Source organism: Bowmanella yangjiangensis (assembly GCF_017255015.1).
GTDB classification, from domain to species: domain Bacteria; phylum Pseudomonadota; class Gammaproteobacteria; order Enterobacterales; family Alteromonadaceae; genus Bowmanella; species Bowmanella yangjiangensis.
The window spans coordinates 1-486 of sequence record NZ_JAFKCS010000560.1 but is presented as its reverse complement, the minus strand read 5'-3'; the positions used below and the strand labels follow the sequence as shown (position 1 = coordinate 486).

At 60.3% G+C, this 486-nt stretch carries 1 protein-coding gene; it reads left to right on the top strand.

All coding sequences use genetic code 11. The features are described 5' to 3' along the window. Positions 1 to 208 precede the first annotated feature (208 nt). On the top strand, positions 209 to 486 hold a 278-nt coding region (locus tag J0A65_RS25660), incomplete at its 3' end, for a PAS domain S-box protein (protein WP_206597035.1).

The following is a 486-nucleotide window of genomic DNA, read 5'->3' as shown; positions in this document are numbered from 1 at the left end:
ATCCCACCGCCGGTGCAGGACTCTGCGGTGCTCACCTGGGCGCCCACCCTTTTCAACCCGTCACCCAGTTGCGCAGCCAGTCGATCGATTCTGTCCATGTCCGTCCCTCGTTCATCGAACGGACAACCCTACACAGCTTGAACCGCCAGTGGAACGCGCAAATGTCGTCTAGTGTTATCTCCGGTGACGGAACGAAAGGAGACGTGAGATGTGGCTGTCACGCAATAAAGAGCAGAAGGACACGCCCAGCGCCGGAACGGCCGAGCTGCAGGCCATACGACAATCGATGGCGATGATCGAGTTCACCCCGGATGGCATCATCCTCGATGCCAATCGCGCCTTTCTCGAGGTGGTGGGCTACAGCCTGGAGGAGATCGTCGGCCAGCACCACCGACTGTTCTGTTCGCGCAGTCTGAGCGAGAGCCTGGCCTATCAGCAATTCTGGCAGCGCCTGCGCCAGGGCGAACACTTCAGCGACCGTTTCCC